The 3016-nt window shown below is 72.5% G+C and carries 3 protein-coding genes; 2 read left to right on the forward strand and 1 reads right to left on the reverse strand.

What is annotated here, in order from left to right; all coding sequences use genetic code 11:
- Nucleotides 1-493, reverse strand: a 493-nt coding sequence (locus HUV01_RS14415) for an aminopeptidase P family N-terminal domain-containing protein (protein WP_174298898.1), incomplete at its 3' end; no start/stop codon positions are given.
- A 96-nt stretch (nt 494-589) separates the two neighbouring features.
- Between HUV01_RS14415 and HUV01_RS14420 the strand changes: the two genes are divergently transcribed.
- Nucleotides 590-2461, forward strand: coding sequence for an APC family permease (locus HUV01_RS14420; protein ID WP_174298899.1), 1872 nt, complete (start codon nt 590-592; stop codon nt 2459-2461).
- 40 nt (nt 2462-2501) lie between these two features.
- A partial coding sequence (locus HUV01_RS14425; protein ID WP_254606697.1) for an MFS transporter occupies nt 2502-3016 on the forward strand: 515 nt, incomplete at its 3' end.

Consider the following 3016-nt stretch of genomic DNA (forward strand, 5'->3'; position numbering starts at 1 on the left):
CGTCCTGCACGGCCAGGGGCGCGTCCGACCGGGCCGGGCGGTCGGCCCAGATCGCATCGACGGGGTTGGCGTCCACCGCCACCGGCATGGCGCCCGCCACCGCCAACGCGGTCGCCATCTGGTCCACCTGTCCGCGCGTGTGCAGCCAGGGATCATAGCCGATCCGCGCGCCGGCGGGCGCGTGGCGGCCGAGCCAGGCCGCGACGCTGTCCACGGGCACGCCGACATGCTCCCAGTGCGCGCCGTCCACCTGCTCGCGGACCTGAAGCGTGTAGCGCCCGTCGACGAAGATCGCCGCCCGGTCGGCCAGCACCGCCGCGCTGCCCGCCGATCCCGCAAAGCCGGTCAACCAGCCTAGCCGCTGTGCGTAGTCGCCGACATACTCGCTCAGATGCTCGTCGGTCAGCGGCACGACGAAGCCGTCCAGGCCGTCGGCCAGGAGGCGCGCGCGCAGCGCGGCCAGGCGGTCTGCGTGCGGGGGGGACATCGGCATCGGGCATCTCCGTCGGATCGGCGGCTCGTGCCAGATTTGGGCAGGTGCGCCAATCGGGGCTGGACACGCGGGGGCGCCGGGTCGTTGAGCAGCGTCATGACCCCGATCGACCTCGTCCTCGGCCGCCGTCTCGCCAACCGCGAAGGGGGGGAGCAGAAGATCGGCTGGATCGCGGGCGTGCCGGCGATGGGCCTCGATGGGCTGGGCTCCGCCTCCTACGGCCCGGAAGCGGCGCTGACGATCCTGGCGCCGATGGGCGCGGCGAGCCTCGCCTGGATCGGCTGGGTGATCGCGCCGATCGTCGCGCTGCTGGCGATCCTGTACCTGTCGTACCGGCAGACGATCGTCGCCTATCCGTCCAACGGCGGTGCGTACACGGTCGCCAGGGAGAACCTGGGGGCCGACGCCTCGCTGCTGGCGGCGGCGGCGCTGATGGTGGACTATGTTCTCAACGTCGCGGTCGGCATCTCGGCGGGGGTGGGTGCGCTGGTCTCGTCCGTGCCGGCGCTGCACGCCTGGACGTTGCCGCTGTGCCTGGGCGTGCTGGCGCTCGTCGCGGTCGCGAACCTGCGCGGCACGCGCGAGGCGGGACTGCTGTTCGCGTTGCCGACCTACCTGTTCGTGTTCAGCTTCCTGGCGCTCATCGCGCTCGCGCTCGTCCGGCTGTGGACCGGTCACGCCGCGCCGGAGGTCGCGCCGCCCAGGCTCGTCGCGGGGACCGAGGCCGCGTCCGCATGGCTGCTGATGCGCGCGTTCGCGGCCGGCTGCACCGCGATGACGGGAGTGGAGGCGGTGTCCAACGGCGTCAGCGCGTTCCGCGAGCCGGTGATCCGCAACGCGCACCGCACGCTGACCGTCATCTGCCTGTCGCTCGGGCTGCTGCTGGTCGGCATCGCGATGGTCGCGCATGGCTATTCGGTCGGCGCGATGGATCAGACGAAGCCCGACTATCAGAGCGTGCTGTCGCAACTCGCCGCCGCGATCGCCGGGCGGGGCGCGATCTACTACGTCGCGATGGCGAGCCTGCTGGCGGTGCTGTGCCTGTCCGCCAACACCAGCTTCGTCGGCTTTCCGCGCATCTGCCGGCTGGTGGCGCTCGACGACTACCTCCCGCGCGGGTTCGCGCTGGCGGACCGGCGGCTGGTGTTCTCGGTGGGCGTCGTGTTCCTGACGATCGTCGCGGGCGTGCTGCTGGTCGCGTTCGGCGGCATCACCGACCGGCTGATCCCGCTGTTCGCGATCGGCGCGTTCCTGACGTTCACGCTCAGCCAGCTTGGCATGGTGGTACACTGGAAGCGCCGGCCGGGACGCAATCTTGGCCGGCTGGCGATCAACGCCACCGGCGCGGGCGTGACGATCGCCGCGCTCGTCGTGATCCTGGCGGCCAAGTTCGTGGAGGGCGCGTGGATCGTGGTGATCGCGATCCCGGCGATCATGCTGACGCTCGCGGGCGTGCATCGCCACTATCGCCGGCTGGGCGAACGACTGGCGGTCGCAGGACCGTTCGCGATCGAGGAGACCCAGCCCCCGACCGTGCTCGTCGCCTATGAGGAACGCAGCGCGATGACCGATCGCGCGCTGCGCTTCGCGATGACGCTGTCGCCAGACGTGATCGCCGTCCACCTCCTCAAGCTCGCCGGGCCGGAGGCGGGCGAGGACGTGCGCCGCCTCCATGACGTGTTCGAGCGCGAGATCGCCGGGCCGGTGGCGGCGCAGGGACTGCCGGCGCCGCGGCTGATGCTGGTCCCGGCCCCCTTTCGCGAGATCGCCGGGCCGGTGCTGGAACTCGTCGACAAGATCGACGCCGCGACGCCGGGGCGATCGGTGGCGATCCTGATCCCGCAACTGGTGCTGCGCCACTGGTGGGAGCGGCTGCTCCACGGTCGCCGCGCCGCGCGGCTGCGCACCGCGCTGCTGGCCAAGGCGGGGCCGCGGCTGATGGTCGTCACTTCCCCATGGCAGGGTTGAGGCCCATGGCAGGTTTGAGACCCATGGCAGGGTTGAGGCGGTGACGCAGACCGGCCCCGTTCCCCACGACGACGCGCAGGCGCACGCCTGTCGTGACGGCACCGCCGCGCGGCCCGGCTGGACGCTGGCGGCCTGCATCCTCGCCTCCAGCCTCGCCTTCCTCGACGGGTCGGTGGTCAACGTCGCGCTGCCGGCGATCGCGCGCGACCTCCACGCAGGCGCGGTGGGGGTGCAGTGGACGGTCAACGCCTATACGCTGCCGCTCGCGGCGCTGCTGCTGGTCGGCGGCGCGCTGGGCGACCGGTACGGCCGGCGGCGGATGCTGGTCGGCGGAATCGTGTTGTTCGCGCTGGCCTCGCTTGGCTGTGCGGCCGCGCCGTCGCTCGGCATGCTGCTGGCGGCGCGCGGCGTGCAGGGGATCGGCGCGGCGATGCTGATGCCCAACAGCCTTGCCATCATGGGCAACGCATTTTCCGGCGAGGCGAAGGGGCGGGCGATCGGCACCTGGGCGTCGGCGGGCGCGGTCGCCAGCGCGATCGGCCCGCCGCTGGGCGG

It is taken from the genome of Sphingomonas bacterium, assembly GCF_903643035.1.
In the GTDB taxonomy this organism is placed as follows: Bacteria; Pseudomonadota; Alphaproteobacteria; order Sphingomonadales; family Sphingomonadaceae; genus Sphingomonas.